The organism is Citrobacter sp. MGH100 (assembly GCF_001034465.1).
Taxonomy (GTDB): Bacteria; Pseudomonadota; Gammaproteobacteria; order Enterobacterales; family Enterobacteriaceae; genus Citrobacter; species Citrobacter youngae.
Window position 1 is genome coordinate 393,961 of sequence record NZ_KQ089800.1, and the last position, 21,883, is coordinate 415,843.

General features: G+C 49.9%; 20 protein-coding genes and 1 tRNA gene. 4 read left to right on the forward strand and 17 right to left on the reverse strand.

Features of this window, described 5'->3' with window-relative positions:
- Window positions 1-78: 78 nt before the first annotated feature.
- From narP to SK32_RS01875, 7 genes are all read right to left on the reverse strand, one after another.
- Window positions 79-726 (reverse strand): nitrate/nitrite response regulator protein NarP, encoded by a 648-nt coding sequence (gene narP, locus SK32_RS01845; protein ID WP_048211131.1) that lies wholly within the window; start codon window positions 724-726, stop codon window positions 79-81.
- 517 nt (window positions 727-1,243) lie between these two features.
- Window positions 1,244-1,717, reverse strand: coding sequence for an Hcp family type VI secretion system effector (locus tag SK32_RS01850; protein WP_048211132.1), 474 nt, complete (start codon window positions 1,715-1,717; stop codon window positions 1,244-1,246).
- 2 nt (window positions 1,718-1,719) lie between these two features.
- Window positions 1,720-2,052 (reverse strand): putative T6SS immunity periplasmic lipoprotein, encoded by a 333-nt coding sequence (locus SK32_RS01855; RefSeq protein WP_048211133.1) that lies wholly within the window; start codon window positions 2,050-2,052, stop codon window positions 1,720-1,722.
- Window positions 2,049-2,612, reverse strand: a complete 564-nt coding sequence (locus SK32_RS01860; protein WP_048211134.1) for a hypothetical protein — start codon at window positions 2,610-2,612, stop codon at window positions 2,049-2,051. Before SK32_RS01860 ends, SK32_RS01855 begins: the two co-directional genes overlap by 4 nt.
- Window positions 2,613-3,334: 722 nt before the next feature.
- Window positions 3,335-3,411 (reverse strand) — tRNA-Pro (locus SK32_RS01865).
- Window positions 3,412-3,485: 74 nt separating this feature from the next.
- Entirely contained in the window at window positions 3,486-5,246 is a 1,761-nt protein-coding gene (yejM, locus tag SK32_RS01870) for an LPS biosynthesis-modulating metalloenzyme YejM (protein WP_048211135.1), read from the reverse strand.
- A gap of 31 nt (window positions 5,247-5,277) precedes the next feature.
- Entirely contained in the window at window positions 5,278-5,505 is a 228-nt protein-coding gene (locus SK32_RS01875) for a YejL family protein (protein ID WP_003027506.1), read from the reverse strand.
- Window positions 5,506-5,639: 134 nt separating this feature from the next.
- On the opposite strand from SK32_RS01875, the gene yejK reads away from it, so the two are divergent.
- Window positions 5,640-6,647: a nucleoid-associated protein YejK gene (gene yejK, locus SK32_RS01880; RefSeq protein WP_003027504.1), complete on the forward strand. Its 1,008-nt coding sequence runs from the start codon at window positions 5,640-5,642 to the stop codon at window positions 6,645-6,647.
- A 120-nt stretch (window positions 6,648-6,767) separates the two neighbouring features.
- Here the strand turns inward: yejK and rplY are convergent, their stop codons facing one another.
- Window positions 6,768-7,052: a 50S ribosomal protein L25 gene (rplY, locus tag SK32_RS01885; protein ID WP_003027502.1), complete on the reverse strand. Its 285-nt coding sequence runs from the start codon at window positions 7,050-7,052 to the stop codon at window positions 6,768-6,770.
- Window positions 7,053-7,176: 124 nt separating this feature from the next.
- Entirely contained in the window at window positions 7,177-8,937 is a 1,761-nt protein-coding gene (locus SK32_RS01890) for a DNA repair helicase RadD (RefSeq protein ID WP_048211136.1), read from the reverse strand.
- A 151-nt stretch (window positions 8,938-9,088) separates the two neighbouring features.
- Between SK32_RS01890 and rsuA the strand changes: the two genes are divergently transcribed.
- The 3 genes from rsuA to SK32_RS01905 all read left to right on the forward strand — a co-directional run bounded on the left by rsuA (window position 9,089) and on the right by SK32_RS01905 (window position 11,680).
- A complete protein-coding gene (gene rsuA, locus SK32_RS01895; protein ID WP_048211137.1) occupies window positions 9,089-9,796 on the forward strand; it encodes a 16S rRNA pseudouridine(516) synthase RsuA in 708 nt (235 codons plus the stop codon).
- 15 nt (window positions 9,797-9,811) lie between these two features.
- Window positions 9,812-11,002, forward strand: a complete 1,191-nt coding sequence (locus SK32_RS01900; RefSeq protein WP_048211138.1) for a Bcr/CflA family multidrug efflux MFS transporter — start codon at window positions 9,812-9,814, stop codon at window positions 11,000-11,002.
- 333 nt (window positions 11,003-11,335) lie between these two features.
- A complete protein-coding gene (locus SK32_RS01905; protein WP_086523392.1) occupies window positions 11,336-11,680 on the forward strand; it encodes a YejG family protein in 345 nt (114 codons plus the stop codon).
- 3 nt (window positions 11,681-11,683) lie between these two features.
- Here SK32_RS01905 and yejF read toward each other — a convergent pair whose 3' ends face one another.
- The 8 genes from yejF to SK32_RS01945 form a co-directional block, all read right to left on the reverse strand.
- Window positions 11,684-13,273 (reverse strand): microcin C ABC transporter ATP-binding protein YejF, encoded by a 1,590-nt coding sequence (gene yejF, locus SK32_RS01910; protein ID WP_048211140.1) that lies wholly within the window; start codon window positions 13,271-13,273, stop codon window positions 11,684-11,686.
- Window position 13,274: 1 nt separating this feature from the next.
- A complete protein-coding gene (locus SK32_RS01915) occupies window positions 13,275-14,300 on the reverse strand; it encodes an ABC transporter permease (RefSeq protein ID WP_048211141.1) in 1,026 nt (341 codons plus the stop codon).
- Entirely contained in the window at window positions 14,300-15,394 is a 1,095-nt protein-coding gene (locus tag SK32_RS01920; RefSeq protein WP_040230596.1) for a microcin C ABC transporter permease YejB, read from the reverse strand. Before SK32_RS01920 ends, SK32_RS01915 begins: the two co-directional genes overlap by 1 nt.
- Window positions 15,395-17,209, reverse strand: a complete 1,815-nt coding sequence (locus tag SK32_RS01925; RefSeq protein ID WP_048211142.1) for an extracellular solute-binding protein — start codon at window positions 17,207-17,209, stop codon at window positions 15,395-15,397.
- A 100-nt stretch (window positions 17,210-17,309) separates the two neighbouring features.
- The gene (locus SK32_RS01930) at window positions 17,310-18,869 is read right to left on the reverse strand and encodes a cyclic di-GMP phosphodiesterase (protein WP_048211143.1); all 1,560 of its coding nucleotides are present in this window, start codon (window positions 18,867-18,869) and stop codon (window positions 17,310-17,312) included.
- Between the two features lie 182 nt (window positions 18,870-19,051).
- Window positions 19,052-19,621, reverse strand: a complete 570-nt coding sequence (mepS, locus tag SK32_RS01935; protein WP_003027474.1) for a bifunctional murein DD-endopeptidase/murein LD-carboxypeptidase — start codon at window positions 19,619-19,621, stop codon at window positions 19,052-19,054.
- A 413-nt stretch (window positions 19,622-20,034) separates the two neighbouring features.
- Window positions 20,035-20,748, reverse strand: a complete 714-nt coding sequence (locus tag SK32_RS01940; protein WP_048211144.1) for a phosphatase PAP2 family protein — start codon at window positions 20,746-20,748, stop codon at window positions 20,035-20,037.
- A 34-nt stretch (window positions 20,749-20,782) separates the two neighbouring features.
- Window positions 20,783-21,769 (reverse strand): CobW family GTP-binding protein, encoded by a 987-nt coding sequence (locus SK32_RS01945; protein WP_048211145.1) that lies wholly within the window; start codon window positions 21,767-21,769, stop codon window positions 20,783-20,785.
- Window positions 21,770-21,883 lie beyond the last annotated feature (114 nt).

A 21,883-nucleotide genomic window follows, 5' to 3' on the forward strand; every position in this document is an offset into this window, starting at 1 on the left:
CGCAAAGCGTCTTATCCGGCCTATTGATGCACGTGACTTGTAGGCCCGATAAGCGTAGCGCCATCGGGCAATATCTGATTACTGCATGCCGCGTGTTTGTAAAAATAGAATGGTGGCAGCTACACGAGAACGCACGTTGAGTTTGCGCAGTAGATTGCGAATATGCACCTTCACCGTCTGTTCAGAAATATTCAGCACTGATGCAATCTGTTTGTTCGACAGTCCCTGAGCAAGTTCATGTAACACATCCAGTTCGCGTTCGGTGAGAATGCTGAATGGATCTTCCTGGGCGCCAAACAGGTCGCGCTCGCGCAAATATTCGCTGACGCGGGTACTAAAGGCTTTACCACCTTTGGCACCACTGCGAATAGCCTCCAGCAGGACTTCAGGATCGCTGTCTTTAAGCAAATAACCATCCGCGCCGGCATCAATTAGAGCGTACACATCGTTGGCGGCATCCGATACGGTAAGAATAATAATTTGCGCGGTGACGCCGTCCCGACGCAGCGCATTCAGGGTATCCAGTCCGCTCATCCCTTTCATATTGAGATCCAGCAGGATCACATCAAGGTCCAGACGGTTCGCCAGGTCGATAGCGCTGGCGCCATCACCCGCTTCTGCGACTACGTTAAAGGCGGGATCAAGCTGCAATAATTGACTAATTCCTCGCCGCATCAGTGGGTGGTCGTCAACAATCAGCACCCGAAAAGGCGTTGCTTCAGGCATACTATTCTCCTGAGTTTTTATTAGTATCATTATTGTTTTCAGCGCATCAATCGTCCAGATTCATCGCGCTGATGAGAGGATAAATTTTACCCCAATTTGTGCATGGGTAAGTAGTAAAACCTGTGCTGAAGAGAGGGGAATACCTGGACAATGTGATGCTCAAGAACGGTAAGAAGCCGGGAGGGTGCTGGGGGTGGGTGGAAAATGGGATCAGGCTATGGCATAACTTTTCAGTATCTGCAATCGGCCGATCCTGCATACGGTTACGGTTCTGTCAGTAATGTATAGTTACAGCGCCTTATTGAGAACCAACGTTCACGAATGGTTATGGTGTAACATTCTGGAGCATTGAGGATCGACCCGTACGTCTTTACACATCAGCCGTCGTTCTTCATCAGAAATGGGTACCCAGGTACAAAAAAGTTACCCACGTTCTGATATTGTTGAGTTTAAAATTTATTGATGAAATAGAAGGCGCGTGATGCTCCTTTATTTATTGCTGCTGTTCTTTCTTTACTCATTTAATCCAGGCATCATTGTATTTAATATTTCCTCTAACATAATTCCATTCAATGCCACGGAATCTAAGACCTACTACCTCATGCATATTAGGGGATGAACTACCGGGATAGTAGACATGTGTAAAATCTACAGAGGATATAACGACATCTTCCAGAGTAATATTATAAATCTCTACTTCGATCCCTGCCTCTATAGTCTCATAATATTTAATGACTGCCTTTTGCAGTCTCTTCCCTTCACAAACAGCTACAGCTAGATAAGGGCTGACTTTATCAAGTTGCTTATGCACAATTACGGGATTATGCTGCCTACAGCCTGTCATGCTGCCAGTGTTGCTATCAACAGGCTGTCTAACACCGTAACTACTATTCATGACTTCTATAGCACCTTCACGGCCTAAGGATAAACAATCTCCCGGAATCTGCATTCCGTTTTCATCATATAAAAATAAATAAGCTGGTAATGACATGATTAATAGTTTCCATCGTTATCTATAAAGAATGAATCTGAATAGCTTTTATTATTGAGAGAATAAGATATATTATATATATACCCGTTCTTTAATTTAATTTTAAAACAAGTGTCAGGATATTTTAGAGAGATTCCATTATCTGCTTTAATAACTGTATATTTCCTGCCAGGCGAATAGTAGATACTATAACGCTCTAAAACATCTGTTTTATTTACAGTGAAGCAAATAGTATCGCCTTGTTTAAAAACACTACGTTGCTGTGAAACTGGTACACCTCCACCGGGGCAGCCTGACAGAAGAAATATTAAGGGGACAATAGTTGATTTTTTCATCCGGGAAATCCTTTCATAACAGCTTTGTATTTTGATATTAAAGAATAAACTGATTCATTAGGATTGTAATCTCTGTATACAGATAAATATGAGGTGCCACTATTAAATCCATATGTGAGAAGTAACCAATAATCACTGGCTATTGATGCTTGCTGTTCTAATCCGTAATGAAGAAAATCAGCCTTATCTAAACTGTAACTGTAATCAGCGAAACGAGAGAACAAACCTCTGGTTCTAACAAACATTCCCTTCTGTGCTTGCCAGGCGTGAACCATCTCATGCATGAATCTGTGCTTTTTCTGTATGTCACGTTCCAAAGAGAAATCAGGTGAATAAGTTCCCTCTCTAAACCAAAGTTCACCGTTTGGCGTCATGGCAACATTTACGGGTTGCATATTGAAGGGGAGATAGCTTTCAAGGTGTACCCACACCTTGCTATAGATAATACTTCCACCAAACAGCGTCCTGGCTAGTGCAATCTCTCCTATTGTAAGTTGCCTGACCCCTCCGGGGACTATGGGAGTTCCCGACGTGGGGTTTATTGTCCAGTCTACGGGCATAGCATATCCATATTGTTTGTATTGTTTTATGCGCTAATCGTACTCCCACCCTAAAGCATTGGGAATGTTTCTTTCCGGGATAAATTCTGAATTCTTTAAAATTAAATTACTATAAATCATCTGGTTTCTGAATAAATCAGCCTTGTCATTACAAAGTGATTGCAGGGTATTATGATTGGGCAGGCTCCTGTATGACTTTGAAATATTTTCGGCTTCATTCACTTAGGGAAGCGATCTGTATACGGTGTATTTGGCTGGACAGAAAACGATAAGTGATGTGAATTAAAAATAGCAGCCTTTGCTATGTCGATGGTTGGCTACTTTAGCAACTTTGTAAATTTGACGTTGCTAATACGAAGTGGTCTGTGGTTGAAGACCATTGTGGGGAAATTATCTACGACATCAGAAATGGGTAAGCTATAGGTAGATGATGGCGATGTGGAAAGGGAAGCTCAACTGTTTCAGAAAAAGCAACAAAAGGATGAGTTTCTTAAATTCGTTTTCTCTGACAATAGTATTGCTTCAGGATATCTTTTGCACCGGGCAGACCATCAAAATTCCTTTTTCATAAACGAGGTTGATGACTTCCCGGTGATGTGTATAGCTGAAATATTACCGCGAAGTCGACGCTTTGCGTTGGGGATTTTTCCCCCGATTAATCCCCGTTCAGAAAACAGGCATAAAAAAACCAACCGCAAGGGTTGGTTTTTTTTGGGGATTTTTGGTCGGCACGAGAGGATTTGAACCTCCGACCCCCGACACCCCATGACGGTGCGCTACCAGGCTGCGCTACGTGCCGACGCTATGGCTGCTAATACTACTGCTTTCCGCTACGAATGCAAGAGCATGTCTCGCTAACTGATTTATAATTAATCAGTTAGCAATAAATCGCTTCTCATCCGTCAGAACCTGTAACAGCAGACTTAGCTGCGGTTTCTGATCTTTTATTTTCTCGCCGCGCAAATTATAGGTCTGATAATTACCGTTGTTGTTCAGCACCAGCGTCATCTCGGGTGTGGTAACGGCCATTGTGCTGCCGTCGGCGGCAGTAACCCAGTAATGGCGGCGGGTTGCATTGAACAGATCCTGCCCCTGCGAGTATTCGTTAGCAGGTGTACTGACGTGCAGTAGGCGCTGCATCAGCGTTGTCATCAGGTCCGTATGATCGGTCAGACTATTGATGCGCTGCGCAGGCGTTCCCGGCCAGTGAATAACCAGAGGAACCTGCAGATGGCCTCGCGACCAGGCAAAGTTGTTCTCTTCCTGCGTCAGCGGCACGCCCCGACCTGCGGTAATAATCACTACCGTGTTGTTCAGTTTGCCGGAGTCGCGCAAGGCGCTAATAACGCGGTTGATGTTGGCATCCACATCCTGAGCTGCGCTGGCATAGAGTTTGGCAAAGTTCTTCTGATTGCTGTCATCAAGGTTCGTCCCGTTAAAGGATACCCAGGAGAACCAGCGGTTATCTTCCTGCGCGTAGCGTCCCAGCCAGTTAATCCACTGGCTGGCAGTTTGCTCGTCAGATTGCGTTTGCACGCTTGGCATGGAGAAATCTGACAGCAATGCCTGGCGATAAAGCGGGCTGGTAAAGCCATCCGAGGAGAATAGCCCTAACTGATAGCCCTGCTGGTTCAGCGCGGAAATCAACGCCGCAGGCGTTCGGGTCGATAAAATCCCATCCATGTAGCTTGGTGAGACGCCGTAGAACAGGCCAAAAATCCCGTTATCCGTGGTGTTGCCAGTGCTCATGTGACGCGTAAAGGAGATATTCTGCCCGGCGAATTCAGCCAGCGCAGGCATCTGCTTTTCAAAGCGCGAATAGTTCAGGCCGTCGACGGTGATCAGCAAGACGTTCTGGCCGGTGCCCATATCGCGATAGCGCAGTTCGCTCAGCGGGTACTGCACGGAAACGGCTTCCGGATTCCCCTGCTCGATCAGGCGACGCTGATACTCTTGCGCATCCAGCAGACCATGTTTTTCCAGGAACTTACGCGCCGTCATCGGGTAGGAGAGCGGCAGATTTGCGCGCTGCATGGTAATCGGGCGATAGAAATTGGCATCCGCCCAGATATACACCACGTGCGAGGCGATAAAGCAAATGAAGAAGAATGCGGCTAATGGTTTGGCGAAGTGGCGACGACGCGTCAGGCTACGCAGCTTTTGCCAGCTCCAGGTCGCAAACAGCATTTCAATTAACAGAATCACTGGCACGCTGATAAACATCAGTTGCCAGTCACGCGCCGCTTCATTCTGGTCAGGGTTGATGACCAGTTCCCAGACGATCGGGTTGAGGTGCAGATGGAAGCGGGTGAAAACTTCGCTGTCGATTAGCAACAGCGTCATGCCCACCGTCGCCAGAATAGCTGATAAGAATCGCATCAGCCTCTGGGACATGACGATAAACGTCAGGGGAAACAGGATTAGCAGATAGGTGGCAAACACCAGAAAACTAAAATGTCCGACCAGGCTTACATAGGAATAAATACGACCTGCAAGCGTTGTCGGCCAGTCGGCGACAAACAGGTAACGGCTACCGAGTACCACGGCCAACAGAATGTTGAACAAGGCAAACCAGTGCCCCCAGCTAACCATCTGGGAGACTTTCTCACGGTAGCGCTGACGATGAGTTACCATAAACTGTTGTTCGTTTCCCCGGAGCAGGCTCTTAATGCGCTTGGTCGTCGTTTACCGAAGACTGCAATGCGCGGGCAAAAGAGTTGGCAATCGCCTGGCGCTGGGCCGGTGCGATGCTTGTATTGATAAGGTTAGTCACCATATTTCCCAGTACCATCAGGGAAAGGTCGGTCGGCGCCTTATGTTTTTCCAGTACGTTGAGCATCTCATTCAGCAGTTGTTCAACGTGTTCGTCACTATAGCGGGAAATTTGTGGCATAAATCGAAATCAGTCTGTTCATGAAAGGGCAACATATTACCGTACAGACAGTTTTTTTTCTGCTTTTTTATCTTCTATTGCGTCACTGCCCGGCAGGTGGTTGAATACCGCCCGGTCTAAAAGGAGAGTTTATCATGAGTCTGGATATCAACCAGATTGCCCTGCACCAGCTTATCAAACGTGACGAGCAGAACCTTGAGCTGGTCTTGCGCGATTCATTACTGGAACCGACAGCGACGGTTGTCGATATGATGGCTGAGCTGCATCGGGTATATAGCGCCAAGAATAAAGCTTATGGCCTGTTTAGCGAAGAGAGTGAACTGGCACAAACGCTGCGTTTACAGCGTCAGGGCGAAGAGGATTTTCTGGCATTTAGTCGTGCCGCGACCGGACGCTTGCGGGACGAGCTGGCGAAATATCCTTTTGCCGACGGCGGCATTGTCCTGTTCTGCCATTACCGCTATCTGGCGGTAGAGTATCTGTTGGTCGCCGTGCTGAACAATTTAAGCAGCATGCGCGTCAATGAAAATCTGGATATCAACCCGACGCACTATCTGGATATCAATCATGCGGATATCGTCGCGCGTATTGATTTAACCGAGTGGGAAACCAACCCGGAGTCCACGCGCTATCTGACGTTCCTGAAAGGGCGGGTAGGGCGCAAAGTCGCCGATTTCTTTATGGATTTCCTCGGTGCCAGCGAAGGTCTGAACGCCAAAGCGCAAAACCGCGGCCTGCTGCAGGCGGTCGATGACTTTACTGCCGAGGCGCAGCTCGATAAAGCTGAACGCCAGAACGTGCGTCAGCAGGTGTACAGCTACTGCAACGAACAGCTACAAGCCGGTGAAGAGATCGAGCTGGAGTCGCTGTCTAAAGAGCTTTCCGGCGTCAGTGAAGTTAGCTTCAGCGAATTTACCGCTGATAAAGGCTACGAGCTGGAAGAGAGCTTCCCGGCAGATCGCAGTACGCTGCGTCAGTTAACCAAATTTGCCGGAAGCGGCGGTGGGTTAACCATCAACTTCGACGCCATGCTACTGGGTGAACGTATTTTCTGGGATCCGGCTACAGATACTTTGACCATCAAAGGTACGCCGCCGAACCTGCGTGACCAGCTGCAGCGTCGCACGTCGGGCGGGAAATAAAACCGTTTGCCGGGTGAGAGCGTAAAGGCCTTATCCGGTCGACGAGAACCATCAGTATCGATTACAAAATCCCATAAAAAAACCCCGCCTTGGCGGGGTTTTTCTTCAACTTGTTTGCGATTACGCGCGAACGAAGTCGATGTGAGACAGCTTCGGCTTGAACGGGTGACGCTGTACAGCCTGAGCTTTAACTTTAACTTCTTTACCGTCAACAACGATGGTCAGAACTTCGCTGTAGAATTCAGCTTTAGCTTGCATGTTCATAACTGCATCGTGATCCAGTTCGATAGCAATCGGGGCTTCTGCGCCACCGTAGATGATTGCCGGGAACTTGTTAGCGGCACGCAGGCGGCGGCTCGCACCCTTACCCTGCTCTTTACGTACTTCAGCGTTGATAGTAAACATTTAAATCTCTCTTTAATAATTCCTGCTACAGGCGACCCAGCAACAGGTAAGTGATCTGCTTTGCGTATGCAAAAGCGGGCGAGATTCTATACTCAAACGGCTGGTACATCAATCAAAAGTACGATTAACCGCGTAATTCATGTGCCCGACGAAAGCGTCCTTCATAATCGAAGACCTTTTCACGGACCTGCCAGTACTGACCTTTCATGCGCGCGACCACGAAATCAGGATGACGTAACAGCGCCTGCTGGGCGAGGATATCGGCGGCGGTTATCCAGCGTAAGGGAATGCCGGGCGTTCGGGTGTGCGGGCGAATAAACAGTTGCTCGAAGGCTGTACGCTGCGCAGGAGTATGCAGGCGAAAGCGTTCACTGACGTCGGCGCCATCTTCATCGTAATAGGTAATTTTAAGCCATTCGCCTTTTTCATCCTGCCCATTTTGTAGCGCCATCCCGCTGCAGCGCAGAACCAGCGCATCTTTAAGCCTGAGCGCGGCTTTCAGCATGTCATCCGGGTCAACCAGTACCGTGTCGCACTCCCGACAACGGCGGGCGGCGATGTCATTTTCCGCGTTGCACTGCGGGCAGTTTTTAAAACGGAAACGAAAATCGCACTGTTCGCGATGGCCGTCATCATCTTCAAACCATCCCTGACAGCGGCGGCCAAAGTGCTCAATCAGCGTGCCGTCGGCCGTTGTTTTGCCCCAGAAGGTGTTGGCAAAGCCGCAGGCAGGACAGAACACCTGTACCGGAACGTTGTCGCTTTTCCCTTTCGGCGCACCCACTTCCGGGGCGTACAGATCGTGCGGATTCCCGGCGTAATCAAGGATCAGACAGTCGGTTTTACCCGGCGCCAGGCGCAACCCTCGTCCAACGATTTGTTGGTAAAGGCTAACTGACTCGGTCGGGCGCAGAATGGCGATAAGGTCGACGTGCGGGGCATCGAAGCCAGTGGTCAGGACCGACACATTCACCAGATAGCGAAAACGTTGGGCTTTGAACTCTTCAATCAACACGTCGCGTTCAGCGCCAGGCGTGTCCCCGGTGATAAGCGCCGCATCATCAGCAGGCAGCAGGCCGACTATCTCTTTGGCGTGCTCAACGGTAGCGGCGAAAATCATTACCCCTTTGCGTGTCTGAGCAAACTCGACAATCTGGCTGATGATATGCGGCGTTATTCGCTGCTGCTTTTTCAGCTCCTGATTCAGGTCCGCTTCGCTAAACAGGCCGTTACTTTGCGCCTGCAGGCGGCTGAAGTCATATTGCACTACCGGCATGTCGAGGCGTTCTGGCTGCGTCAGGTAGCCGTGTTTAATCATGTAGCGCAGCGGTAATTCATAAATGCAGTCGCGAAACAGTGCTTTTTCATCGCCGCGCACCATTCCGTGATAATGAAAATGATAAATCCAGCCTTTGCCCAAACGAAAAGGTGTGGCGGTAAGTCCGAGCAGGCGTAAGTGAGGATTTACTTTGGTCAGGTGAGTGAGGATTTGCTGATACTGACTCTCTTCATCATCGCCAATGCGATGGCATTCATCGACGATAAGCAGGGAGAATTCTCCCTGAAAGGCGTCCAGATTACGCGCTACCGACTGTACGCTGCCAAATACCACTTTCCCATGGCTCTCTTTACGCTTCAGGCCTGCGGCAAAAATATCGGCTTCCAGCCCCAGCGCACAATATTTCGCATGGTTTTGCGCGACCAGCTCTTTGACGTGCGCCAGTACCAGTACGCGACCCCGCGCCACGCGGGCCAGCTCGGCAATCACCAGGCTTTTGCCTGCGCCTGTGGGGAGGACGATAACTGCCGGAGTACGGTGATGGCGAAAATGGTTGAGCGTGGCATCCACGGCTTCTTTTTGGTAAGGACGAAGAGTAAAAATCATGGGCTCACAATATGTAACAGTCTCGCGTATAGTATGCCACGAATCTTTTTCCCTTGAGGGAAGTTGTTAGCTCGTTATACTGAGCGGAAAACGGCTCCACTTTTCGGGCATAACGCCCGATTTCCGTATTGTTACAGGCAAAATCACACTCATGCGACTTGATAAATTTATCGCTCAGCAACTCGGCGTCAGCCGCGCTATTGCCGGGCGTGAGATCCGTGGTAACCGTGTTACCGTCGACGGCGAAATCGTCAGAAATAGCGCTTTTAAGCTACTGCCAGAGCACGACGTAGAATATGACGGTAATTCCCTGGTTCAACAAAATGGCCCGCGCTATTTTATGCTGAATAAGCCCCAGGGTTATGTTTGCTCAACGGATGACCCGGATCACCCGACTGTGCTCTATTTCCTTGATGAACCAGTGGCCTACAAACTGCATGCGGCAGGGCGTCTGGATATCGATACCACCGGACTGGTGTTAATGACCGACGACGGACAGTGGTCTCATCGCATCACTTCGCCACGCCACCATTGTGAGAAAACCTATCTGGTGACGCTGGAGTCGCCAGTGCCAGATGATACCGCCGAACAGTTTGCCCGTGGCGTACAGTTGCACAATGAGAAAGACCTGACCAAACCCGCCGTGCTGGAAGTGATTACGCCGACTCAGGTACGTTTGACCATCAGTGAAGGGCGCTATCATCAGGTTAAACGTATGTTTGCCGCCGTGGGTAACCACGTTGTGGAACTGCATCGTGAACGCATCGGTGCCATCAAGCTTGATGAGGATCTGGCGCCCGGAGAATACCGTCCATTGACCGAAGAAGAAATCGCCAGCGTTAACTTAACCCCGCGTTAATTTCAGGAGCTAAATGTGACCACCCGGCAGAACTCTTCAATTGCCATTGTTTTTATCCTTGGCTTATTGGCCATGTTGATGCCGTTGTCGATTGATATGTATCTTCCGGCACTGCCGGTGATCTCTGCTCAATTTGGCGTGCCGGCAGGCAGCGCGCAAATGACCCTCAGTACCTATATTCTGGGGTTCGCGGTTGGGCAGTTGATCTATGGTCCGATGGCCGACAGCATCGGGCGTAAACCGGTGATACTGGGCGGGACTCTGGTGTTTGCGGCAGCAGCGGTCGCCTGTGCGTTGGCGCAAACTATCGATCAGTTGATCACTATGCGTTTCTTCCATGGTCTGGCGGCTGCGGCGGCAAGCGTGGTCATCAATGCCCTGATGCGCGACATCTATCCGAAAGAAGAATTCTCGCGCATGATGTCATTTGTCATGCTGGTGACGACGATTGCGCCACTGATGGCACCTATTGTGGGCGGTTGGGTGCTGGTATGGCTGAGTTGGCACTATATCTTCTGGATCCTCGCTGTGGCGGCGATTCTGGCCTCGGTGATGATCTTTACGCTGATCAAAGAGACCTTGCCCGTAGAGCGTCGCCAGCCGTTTCGCTTGCGCACGACTCTGGGCAACTTTGCCTCGCTGTTTCGCCACAAGCGCGTCCTGAGTTACATGCTGGCCAGTGGGTTTAGCTTTGCCGGGATGTTTTCTTTCCTGAGCGCCGGACCTTTTGTCTACATTGAGATCAACCACGTTTCACCGCAGAATTTCGGCTATTACTTCGCGCTGAATATTGTGTTCCTGTTCGTGATGACCATCATCAACAGCCGCTTTGTTCGGCGGGTTGGTGCACTAAATATGTTCCGTACCGGGCTGTGGATCCAGTTTGTGATGGCGGGCTGGATGGTATTCAGCGCGCTGTTCGGCGTTGGATTCTGGGCACTGGTTGTCGGTGTTGCGGCGTTTGTAGGTTGTGTGTCGATGGTGTCATCAAATGCGATGGCGGTCATTCTGGATGAGTTTCCACACATGGCCGGGACGGCCTCATCGTTGGCGGGGACGTTTCGTTTTGGCATCGGCGCGATTGTTGGCGCGCTGTTATCTCTGGCAACCTTTAACTCGGCCTGGCCAATGATATGGTCGATAGCGTTTTGCGCCACCAGCTCAATTCTCTTCTATCTCTACGCCAGTCGCGCCAAAAAACGGTGATCTATTACACAACCTGGGGGTCATAAGGCCTCCAGAGTTGATGTACATCAACCGCAAATCTATCATTTTCCCCGCTTATGTTTATTTTATGTAAAATCAATTTATGTAAAAAGTCACATCATTGTAGTTAAAAAGGTTGAGTTAGATCGCAGAAACGAGTACATATAGCGCGGAAACATGCCTGAACCGTTGAATAAATTTAAATAGTGGGTTCGGAAAGCGGCATAAAGACTGGGTGTAAACGTTTACCAACTGTCTAAAGACGTATTGTCAATGATGTGTTAATATTGATGTAAAATAATTGTGAAGTGATTGTACTTCCAGGGAAAGAAAGTGATGACATTACAACTCTCAATCGTTCATCGTCTGCCGCAGTGCTATCGTTGGTCGGTGGGTTTCGCAGGTTCAAAGGTTGAACCGATTCCGCACAACGGTCAGAACAATGAGAACAGCCTGGTGGCCCTCAAATTGCTTAGTCCTGATGGTGACAGCGCATGGTCAGTCATGCATAAACTTAGCCAGGCTCTCAGCGACATTGAGGTACCTTGTTCCGTGCTGGAATGTGAAGGGGAACCGTGCCTGTTTGTGAATCGCCAGGATGAGTTTGCCGCGACCTGCAGACTGAAAAATTTCGGCGTGGCCATCGCAGAACCGTTTTCAAACAACAATCCGTTTTGAGCGTCAGCTTAGCGCGAGCAGCTGACGCGTATAGGCCTGTTGTGGCGCGTTAAATACGTGCTCGCATTGCCCCTGTTCCACGACTTCTCCCTGCCGCAACACAATTACCTGATGGCATAACGCACGTACAACATGCAAATCATGGCTGATAAAAATATAAGCCAGACGATGCTTTTCCTGTAAGGACTTTAACAGCGTGAGGATTTGCGCCTGTACGGTTCTGTCGAGCGAGGATGTTGGCTCATCCAGAATGATCAGCGAGGGTTTGAGAATCAATGCCCTGGCAATGGCTATGCGCTGGCGTTGACCGCCAGAAAACTCTGCAGGATAACGATGGCGGGTTTCGCTATCGAGTCCGACTTCAGCCATCACTGCTTTTACCTGCGCTTCACGCTGTTCAGCGGAAAGCGTTGGCTGGTGAACGCGCAATCCCTCTTCAATAATTTGTAATACGCTCAAACGCGGATTCAGTGAAGAGTTGGGGTCCTGAAAGACCACCTGAATGCGGTGACGTACTGGCAACAGTTGGCGGCGATTTAAGGTATGCAGCGCCAGACCATCGAACACAATACTGCCTTGCGATGTGATTAATCGCAGTAGCGCCAGACCAGTGGTACTTTTCCCGGAGCCTGATTCACCCACCAGTCCCAGTGTTTCACCGGGTCTGAGGGTAAAACTGACGTTGTTAACCACGACGTTATGATCCACCACGCGCTTGAGGATACCCTTGCGTACGGGAAAGGCGACCCTGAGCCCATTCACTTCCAGCAATGGCGGTTGTCCGGCGGCTAAAGGGACTGGATCGCCGGAGGGTTCGCTATTTAACAGTTTCTGTGTGTAGGAATGGGTTGGCGCGGCAAGCAGTGGCTCGGCACGGTTTTGTTCAACGCATTGACCGTTCTGCATGACGGCAATGGAATCGGCTAGCTTTCTCACGATGCTGAGATTATGAGTGATGAACAGCAATCCCATGTTCAGCTCACGCTGCAACTCCCGCAGCAGTTGCAAAATTTGCGCCTGCACAGAGACATCCAGCGCGGTGGTTGGTTCATCAGCAATTAGCAGCTCCGGGCGGGTTAACAGCGCCATAGCAATCATTACGCGCTGGCGCTCACCGCCGGAAAGCTGGTGCGGATAATCTGTAAGGCGTTTCGCTGCATGGCGAATGCCTACACGATCCAGACAGGTCAGAATTTCTGCCCGTGCGGCTTCCCGACGCATTCCCCGATGCAGCGACAGCACTTCATAAAGCTGCTTTTCCAGGTTGTGGAGTGGATTTAGCGACACCATTGGTTCCTGGAAAATCATGGCGATTTTATTTCCCCGCACACCGCGAAGCGTCTGCTCGTTAGCGTGAAGTAGTGATGCGCCGTGAAAGCGTATATCACCGGAGAGGTACACCGCAGGCGGCGTGGGCAACAGACGCAACACCGAAAGCGCGGTGACGCTTTTACCTGAGCCGGACTCGCCCACCAGCGCCAGCGTTTGTCCGGCATCAACGCGCAGTGACAGACTGTTGACCACGGTGCGCACGGTGTTCTGTTGGCGAAAACCTACCGATAAATTGTCAATAGCTAACAGAGGTTGTGTCATCTTAAATCGCCTTATTGGGATCAAATGCGTCGCGTACCGCTTCACCAATAAAAATCAGTAGCGATAATAAGAGGGCAACGGAGATGAACGCGGTGATGCCAAGCCACGGCGCCTGCAGGTTGTTTTTACCCTGCAACAGCAATTCTCCCAGTGATGGCGAGCCAAGCGGTAATCCGAACCCGAGAAAATCCAGCGAGGTGAGTGTGGTGATTGAGGCACATAAAATAAACGGTAAAAAGGTCAGGGCGGCAACCATCGCATTGGGTAACATATGACGCAAAATAATACTGCGATCACTAACCCCGAGCGCCTGAGCGGCACGAATATAATCAAAGTTTCGGGTGCGCAGAAATTCCGCGCGTACCACGCCCACCAGGCTCATCCAGCCAAACAGCACGGTGATCGCTAATAGCCACCAGAAGTTAGGCTGAACGACGCTGGATAGCAAAATAATCAGAAACAGCGTTGGCATACCGGACCACACTTCGATGAACCGTTGTCCCCACAGGTCTACCTTACCGCCATAATAGCCCTGTAGCGCGCCAGCCATCACCCCCATGACGCTGGAACACAGGGTCAGCATCAAGCCAAACAGAATTGAGATGCGGGTGCCGTAAAGGATACGCGCCAGCACGTCACCACCATTTGCGTCAGTACCCAGCCAGTTTTGCGCAGAGGGTGGAGAGGGGAAGGGCTTATCGGTGGCAAAGTTGATGCTGGTAGCACCGAACCGGATGGGGGCCCATAGTATCCAACCCTGTCTCTCCAGACGGTGTTGCAGCCACGGATCCTGATAATCAGCCTTTGTTGCTAACGGGCCGCCGAAATCGCTCTCACTGTAGTTTTTAACCAGAGGGAAATACCAGCTGCCGTCATAGCGTACCAACAGCGGCTTATCATTAGCGATCAGCTCGGAACACATGCTCAGGCCAAACAACACCAAAAAAATCCATAATGACCAGTAGCCGCGGCGGTTATGACGAAAACGCGCCCAGCGGGCCTGATTGACGGGGCTTAATCGCGACATTAGCGTCCCTCAAAATCAATACGAGGATCGACCAACGTATAGCTGATATCACTGAGGATATTGAGCAACAGGCCAATCAGGGTGAAGATGTAGAGTGTGCCGAACATCACCGGGTAGTCGCGCGATACGGTAGATTCATACCCCAGTAATCCCAGACCATTAAGCGAAAACATCACTTCAATCAGCAGTGAGCCGGTGAAAAACATACTAATAAATGTGGCGGGAAATCCTGCGATTACCAGCAACATGGCATTGCGGAACACATGCTTCCATAGAATATTTTTCTCACTAACGCCTTTGGCGCGCGCAGTAACGACATACTGCTTACGAACCTCATCCAGAAATGAGTTTTTGGTCAGCATGGTCAGCGCGGCGAACCCACCTACGACGGTTGCCAGCACTGGCAGGGTAATGTGCCACAGATAATCGGTAATTTTTTGATACCAGGGCAGGGCATCAAAGTTAGCGGACACGAGCCCACGTAGCGGGAACAGGTCGTAATAGCTGCCCCCGGCAAAAAAAACGATCAGCAAAATGGCAAACAGAAAGGCCGGAATGGCATAGCCAATAATAATAAATGCGCTGCTCCAGACGTCAAAACGACTGCCGTTGTGAACCGCTTTGCGGATCCCAAGCGGTATCGACACCAGATAGATGATGAGCGTACTCCACAGCCCCAGGGTAACGGACACCGGGAGGCTGTCTTTGATTAGCGTAAGAACAGAGGCACTGCGAAACAGACTATCGCCAAAATCAAAACGGATATAGTCCCAGAGCATCTTGAAATAGCGTTCATGAATGGGTTTATCGAATCCGTAACGACGGGTAATTTCCGCGATGACTTCCGGATCCAGACCCCGACCGCCACGGTAGTTACTGTCGCTGATATTCCCTACGCCGGTTTGCGCGTGGCTGGCGCGAACACCTTCGCTGCCCGCACCGGGCAACGCGCCGCTTTGTCCGAACTCAATGGCGGCGACGGCCTGCTCAACAGGACCGCCAGGTGCTATCTGTACGATAAAAAAGTTGATAGTAATGATGGCCCAAAGCGTTGGGATCACCAGCAGCAGACGTCGAATCAAATAAGCGCCCATTTACTCTCCCTGTCGTCTGGCTGCGGGAAGCTTCGCCGCTTTGTTGACGTCATACCACCAGTTGTCGATGCCAATGGTATAAATCGGGCGGATCGCCGGATGCGAAAACTTATCCCACCAGGCGATACGATCTTCAGCCATGTACCACATCGGCAACATGTAGTAGTTCCAGGTTAATACCCGGTCCAGTGCCCGCCCCAACGGGATCAGTTTGGCTTTATTCCCTTGTGCGGCAATGATCTGGCTAATCAGTTTATCAATGAACGGGCTTTGCACTCCGGGTGCGTTATAGCTGGAGTCTATATATTCAGAGGCCCAGAGAATTTGCAGGTCTGAGCTTGGCCACGGCATTGCGCGATACAACCTTGGCATCATGTCATAGTCGCGACTGCGCAAACGGTTAGTGATTTGCGAGTTATCGACCTGGCGGATATTCATCGTAATGCCTAAGCGTTGCAGGTTGTGCTGGAACGGCAGCACCCACTGGCTGTTGCTACCTGCCGGGAGTAATAACTCGAAGGTCAGCGGTTTACCGCTGGTGCTATTTATCCGTTGTTGCCCTTTCAGTATCCATCCCGCCTGTTGGAGTAACGTATCGGCTTTCAACAGGTTTTCACGATCGTAGCCATCGCCTTTCGACATCGGTGGTTGATAGATTTGACTGAAGACTTCCGGTGGCAGCTCTTTTTTCAATGGCGCGAGGATCACCAGTTCATCCGCATCGGGATAACCTCTGGCTGCATACTCGGTGTTCTGGAAATAGCTGTTTGTTCGACTCCAGGCATTATAAAACAGGGCCTTATTCATCCATTCGAAATCAAAGGCCAGCGTAATCGCTTCCCGTACACGTCGGTCACTAAACATTGGACGTTGAATATTAAAGGCTAACCATCGTGTGTCCTGCGCGGACTCATTCTTTTGTTCGTCTTTGACAATGTAATGATTGGCGAAATTCTTGCCGGTATAACGGGTTGCCCAATTTTTTGCATCGTTTTCCAGTCGCAGGTCGAACGCTCCAGCCTTAAATGCTTCAAAAGCGACGTTATCATCTAAGTAGTAATCGTAGCGGAGGGTATCAAAGTTCCAGCGTCCGCGATTGACGGGCAAGTCAGCAGCCCAATAATCTTTGACGCGCGAATAAACAATGTACTGGCCCATTTTCCATTGACTGATGCGATAAGGGCCGCTGGCGAGCGGAGGTGATGATAAGGGATCGCTGAGCTTATGATCTTTCCAGTACTTCTCTGGCATCACCGGTAATGAAAACAGGCTGAGCATGTCCTCTTTACCCGGTTTGGCGAGTTCAATTCGCACTGTTAACGGGGCAATTGCCTTTACCGTCGTTCCTTTGTAGACCAAACGAAACTGCGGTACGCCTTCGGTCATAAATTTATGGAAGGTGAATTCAACATCGCGTGCGGTAATGGGTGAACCATCATGAAAACGGGCCCGCGGATTAATCGCGATTTCTACCCACGAATAATCATCGGCATAACGCGCTCTGTCAGCGATGAGCGGGTAGTAGCTGCCGGGTTCGTCATCCGAGGTGGTAAACAGCGTATCGTAGAGCGTTTCAGTGCGTGCGCCAGGGTTGCCGCGCATCGAATAGCGGTTGAAGTTGTCGAAGGTACCCAGGGCGGAGAGGGTGAGCTGCCCGCCTTTAGGGGCCGCGGGGTTAACATAATCAAAGTGATTAAAATTAAACGCGTACTTGGGTTCGCCCAACACGGCAAAGGCGTAGCTTTCTTTGATGGATTGGGCATGAACGTTAAACCCGATAAGGGCGATAAACAGAAGCAGTACACGAGGAATCATATCACAGAGGTTTCCTTGTCCTGCCACAACCCGACAGGCTTCTTGCCTGAGAAATAGCGGTTGGGGTGGCGAGTGAAAATATATGAATCGCCTGGTGCGATCACCACGTTGGCTTATCGGATTGCGCCATCCAACGTACAAAATCATCAAGCATTAATGGGCGGCTGATCCAGTATCCCTGGAAGAAATGAACCCCGCGATCGCGCAGCCATCGGGCTTGCTCAGGCGTTTCTACCCCTTCAGCAACCGTCAGCATATTAAGACGCTTAGACAGTGTCAACACCGCATCCAGTACCGGAGACGTTAGCGTTTCTGTCCCAATGGCGTTGATAAATCCTCGGTCGATTTTCAGATAGTCAACGGTAAAGCGTTCCAGATAAATGAGTGCGCTATGGCCGGTACCAAAATCATCAATGGCAATTTCGAATCCGGCAGCGTGTAGCCATTCAAATAACTTTGAGGCTTCATGCTGATTGAGCATATCGCGTTCGGTGATTTCGAGTACAACCTGGAAATGGTGTGGCGGCAGGGAAGCGTTCAGGTGTTGAATATCGTCTTTAAAGCTTTCACCATGCAGGTGCGTTGGGGCGATGTTGAGCCCGAGCTTTGCGCCTTGCGGTAACACTTTTTTTAATGCGGGGGCATCACGGGCCACCAGTTTGAACAGATGCTGCGTCAGCGGCACGATCATTTGCTGTGATTCAGCGTAGTGAATAAACGCATCTGGCGGGATCTCACCTGTTGTCGGGTGGCGCCAGCGTAACAATACTTCTACCCCTTTTACTTCCAGCGTCTGCATTTCAACGACTGGTTGGTAGACCACATAAAACTGATCGTGCTTGATAGCGTTGAGAATATCCTTTCCCGGGCGTAAACGAACGGCGTAGTTGTAGTACCACAAAAGCAACCCGGTCATGATCCCGGCCATACATCCCAACATGACGGCATACCAGACGTCAGTGTACGTCCACTCTTGCGCGTATAGCCGGATCTTCATCGGGATCCCTTTCAGCGTCGTCTGGCGCCAGGTGGTATCCGGAAGCGCGGAAACGTCCATCAGTTGGGATGAAAATGTCGTGATAGCGGTATCACCAACAATAATTGCAATACCGTCAAAATCATCTTCTCGGGCGGTATAGAGAAGGTAAGGCGCCAGATTGATATTCAGTGAGGAAAACACGCCGCTATTCTTAAATGAAGGATTCCGCTGCCAAATCATGATTGCCGGATTGTCCGGCATCATCGGGGTACCGGACAATAATTCCACATCGACATCTTGCTTGAGATCCAGCTTCGGAACCAGCGACAGAATAGGCGAGTCCATCGCGCCAGTTGCGGATGAGCAGAAAGCAATACCATCTTTTACCAATAAAAAAGCGCGTACATTGAGGTTAAACGCTGCGCTGGCGGTTAGCCTGGCGGCAACTTGTTGGCAATTGTATGAGACCAGCGGCTGCAGGGCATCTGTTGTGCTTTTGAGGTCTGAGAGGTAACTGCTGATGTAATAGTCGATATCGGAAAGAAGCGTTTCGTACTTTACATCTCGTTTGTGCCAGGTGGCAAAAAACTGCAGGGTGCTGACAAGTACCGCGACGACTACCCCCGTAAAAATACAGGTAAAAAGGACATTTCGACTGGAAGATGAAGGACGTCTGAACATAGTTCCTTATGTTTACCTGGGGTATCTGCTTATTATTAAACGGCTTGATTTGTAAAACTATAACCTGGATTGATTCGTATAGTGAGATTTTTCTTAAACATAGCGCAACGCAAAAAGCACTGCCGAAGCAGTGCTTTTGATAAGTCTCATCAGGATAGCCAAGGGATAGCTGCCAAACGAAATTAACTGCGGCTCAGGACCCGGCGAGCTTCGTTGTAACGTTTTTTCCAGTAAGGCTCGTTCATGCTGGAAATGATAACGCCACTGCTGGTCGAGGCATGTACAAACTGGTTATTGCCGATATAGATACCGACGTGACGGCCGGTGGAACCCGCACGGAACAGAACCAGATCGCCTGTGCGCAGATTAGTGCGCGAAACGGATTTTCCCGTTTCCTGTTGCTCGTAGGTTGAGCGCGGAAGCTCTAAACCAAATTGCTCACGAAACGTACGCTGTACGAAGCTTGAACAATCAATACCTTTTTTAGTGCTGCCGCCAAGGCGGTAACGCACGCCTTTCCAGTCAGCATATTGGTCCATAATACGTGATTTAACATCGATATTACGTACCATATTTTCAAATTCATCCTGAGAGGCTTGCAGTGAAGAGTTATCTCCATTGCCCACAGCATGCGTCTCAGAATGCATATTCCTGGCGGTGTTCGTTGTGCTACATGCAGAAAGCAGAACCGCAACTGCTATCGCGGGTATGCCCCGCAAGATATATCTCAAAATCGGTTGAGATTTGACCATTTTGTTTGTTTTCCCTTGAAGTCCTTAACGATAAATATCGTTATAAAAAATGCCAAACGTGACGAGACTAATTACCAACGCATGATGAGACAATTCTTTAAGGTCAAATCTGTGGCAGAACGCACAAATTTATTCTTATAGTGAATAATTATCCCGCGAGGCAAAACGAGTCTGAGGTTACCCGATCGCTCCGGTCATTGCGAGTGATTTTATGTGATTTCTTATAAGAAAAAGTGATACAGAAAGTGAATAGACTGCATTGGCTAAATTAAGAACAAATAGAGTGAAAAACACGCAATTCATTCATTTTAAACAGGAATAATATGACAGGAGAATGACAGTCAGAAGGATAATTTCCTGGCAGATATCATCAGGAAATCAGAAGCATTCCTGATGATGTTAATTACTTTGCGTTATTTGTTTAAAAATTGTTTGTTTTTGCCGGGAAGATAATGAATAAACAGCGTAACCAGACGGTCGCTTAATGGCGTCATTAACCACCAGGGCAAGCCAATCAATACGACGGTCATAGAACCTACCACGATATCTGTAAGCCAATGTGCGCCGATCATTACGCGTGGAAAGGCAAAAACCACAGTGATAATAAGGCCGATTATTCCTGCGACTTTTCCGAAATAACGTAGCATAAATGCGGAAAAAATAAGCAGCATCATACCGTGATCGCCAGGAAAACTGTCTCTGGACGCATCTTTTGTTGAAATATGCAGCAGCTCGCTGACGCGATTAATATTATCGAACGTGAGGGTGGGGCTGGCGCGCTTAACCGGAATAAGCGCCTGGCCCAGTTGGTTTAATATCACCGCTGTTAGCAGCATCACCAGCCCAATTGCCACAATACGACGACGACCTTCCTGCGTTTCTTTTAACCAAAAACTCAGCATTAATGTGCCCATCGCCAATAATGAGCAGCCGTCAAATGCCCGGTTATTGGTGACCGCGACAATCCACAGGAAGAGCGGGCTCTCAACCAGCTTATGATTGAAGAAGTGGAAGATGCCCGAATCGAGAGAAAACCAGAGCCCATGCCCATGTGGAAGGTACCAGGACAAAAACAGCGCCAGACCAGCAATATTAAGCAGGAGTATTAGTGGGTATCGGGTTTTCATCGTCGTTTACCATTGCCATAAAACGGAGGCAACCTTACGCGCCAGCGTCTAAACGAAGCCTCAACAATGCACTCTGTAATGCATTCCAGTCGGTCTCGGTATCGGAGATGAGTTCAATGCGGCTATCTGGAGGGGCGACGTTTTGGGTCTCAATATGCCAGTCCTCACCCTGACGATTGATACGCACCAGCCCCTCTTTAATGCGCATCACTCCCTTCACGCGGCCGACAGGGGCGAGACGTGACCATTCCAGCAGGCCAATGGTATCGAACACCGTGTCAGCGTCAAAAATCCAGCCGCAGGCCTGATGCCCCTGACCGCTGTTCAGACTGCGGCGCCAGCGTTGCTGGGCAGGCAGGCTTAGTGCTGCCAGCCCTTTTTTATCAGCATGCTGGTGAGTATGTGCCGCACTGGAGGGAAGTTCCGTCAGATTCAGTCGGGGCAAATCCAGTAATTGTCCGTCGATCTGTCCATGATCGGCATAAACTAACTGGCGGTTACCGCCGTAGTGCTGCCACCAGGTTTGCAGAGCAGTTTCGCTTTCTGTCGTGGCACGATCGGATTTATTGGCAACGATGATATCGGCAGAGGCTAACTGATCGCGGAAATTCTCATTCGCGACGCTTTTTTCATCCAGCAACAGGCGCGGATCAAGGATACAGAGAGTTGCGCGCAAGTCGATCCACGGTTCGTAAACCGGCGCGGTGAGTAAATCCAGAATCTGTTTGGGATGCCCGAGGCCGGTGGGCTCAATCAGCAGCCGATCCGGTTTTCCCTGACGTAACAGCGTATTGAGGCCAACCTGCATGGGCAAACCATTAACGCAGCACATACAGCCGCCGGGGATCTCTTTGAGCATTGCGCCGCTGTCGGCGAGCAGTGCGCCGTCGATACCCACTTCGCCAAACTCATTGACCAAAACGGCCCACTTCTCTGCGGGATCTTTGTTGGCCAATAGATGAAGAATAGATGTGGTTTTGCCACTGCCGAGAAAACCCGTGATGAGATTGGTTTTAGTCACGCTTACTCCAGATTCATAAATTACCGTAATGGCTTTTAACAATCCTGGCGAAAAACGGGGGAAAAGAGAAGCGCAGAGAGGACGAAGACGAACTTCGTCCTGTTTAATGGCAGA